The sequence below is a fragment of the Butyrivibrio sp. INlla21 genome (assembly GCF_900116875.1).
Taxonomy (GTDB): Bacteria; Bacillota; Clostridia; order Lachnospirales; family Lachnospiraceae; genus Butyrivibrio.
In genome coordinates, this window is sequence record NZ_FPCC01000067.1 from 1 (window position 1) to 1,718 (window position 1,718).

General features: G+C 45.3%; 1 protein-coding gene. It reads right to left on the reverse strand.

Going from position 1 to position 1,718, the window contains the following annotated elements; genetic code table 11:
- On the reverse strand, positions 1-1,378 hold a 1,378-nt coding region (gene tnpC / locus BM377_RS16065; RefSeq protein WP_092251000.1), incomplete at its 3' end, for an IS66 family transposase.
- Between the last annotated feature and the right edge of the window lie 340 nt (positions 1,379-1,718).

Here is a 1,718-nt window from a genome sequence, read left to right on the forward strand (position 1 = left end):
GATAAGTAATTCCTTCGGATAAAGCAGCAGAATTATCGATCGGAACTTCACCATCTTCAAGAAATACTCGCAGGTACTTCTCTTGGTTGATGCAGTAGTTGAGTCCATCAAGGGTCTTGCCCTTTGTCAGCAGTCCATTAGCCACGCATTGTTTTGCCCACTCAAAGTAGTCATCCACTAAAGGCTTTATCTTAGCCTGTCTGCGGATGAGTCTTTCCTTGGCTGAAAGCTCCTTGAGTTCGCCTTCGATGTGATATATCTCGGCGATTCTCTCAAGAGCCTCGTTAGCTACCGACTGCTTTATCGATTTCTGGTTTTTCTTACCGATTGCTTTCATTGCATCGGAGAAATCGCGTCTGGCATGGGCCCAGCAGTTAGCACTTGTCACACCTTCGAGATTCTTCTCTATAAGGTGGTACTGCTGAAGTCCGTCGGTTACCAGGACTCCGTTGTAATCCCGATAGTAATTCTCGGGATGTTCATGATGCCGGGTCTTCTGATATTCAAAAAGGACGATCTGTCTGTCCCTGTAGAACTCTCCGGACCTGTGCACCCACATGTAGCTCTTGCTCCCTGCGGGCCTGTCATCATGTATCACTTCAACCGGCGTTTCATCCGCCTGAGTGACATGGTATGACAGCAGAATCTCCCTTAGTCTGTCATACAGTGGAGTGAAATAATCCTCAGCACATCGGATTGTCCAGTTGGACATGGTCTGCTTGGAAAGGTTCAGTCCGAACTGATTGAAATGACGTTCGATGCGGTCAAGCGGATTAGCATTTACATACTTGCCATTTATGATGGCTGCTTCAAGAGAAGGTGTTGCAATGCTTTTGGGGATCATCTCAACCGGTCGTTTTCCTCTGAGAAATTCGTCCTGATGATTACCCGTCTTTCCAACGATAACATCAACGGTATGTCTTTCAACTGTCCATGAAGCAGGGGTATAACGTACCTTAGTGAACTTATCCGGTTTCATCCTGCGCCAGCATCCTTCTCCAAAGAAGGCATCTGCTTCTTCGTCAGTAACGGGATGCGGAATGTTTTCCTCTGGGAACCCCTTAAGGTCTTCTTCCCGTTTTCCTGTTCTCTTATGGGAACGGTTTCTGGGCGGAAGGATATCCTCGGGATCATCCTCAGGTACATCTGGATCAGCAAAGACTTCTGCCTCATTAAAGAGAGTCATCTGTCCAGTTATCTGATCCAGCTGCTCAGTCTTTCTTCCGAACTGTCTCTGGTTAGATATACGGATCTGTTCAATGAGAGCCTCCATGTTTTCATTGAGACGTTCCAGCTGATCCTGTTGGGAAAGAAACAGTGCTATGACTGCCTTTGGTCCAAGTTCATTCAGTTCTTCTTCAGTGTATTTATGCGCCATGTCAATTCCTTTCCACGTATCTATTGTACAGGAAATGCGCATAAATAGCGAACTTGGCGGATATCAAGCTTCGTGATTCTGCCTATGGATTATTAATTAATAGAGCCTCAAACGCTGTAGGAAATATAGAGTTTTCAAAGTGCGGATAACGGCCGTTATAATGCCTGTAAAGCGCATTAATAGCCGTATTGTGGCATCTGAGCAGTGCCAGAATGCCGTATTTATCATGAAAAACAGAGGTCTGAAATTTCTCTGTTTTGCACAAACAACTTAATAGACATGCTGTGGTTTTACCTGTTTTATCTTAGGTTTTAAAGGGTTCAGACCTATGAGCAGGTAG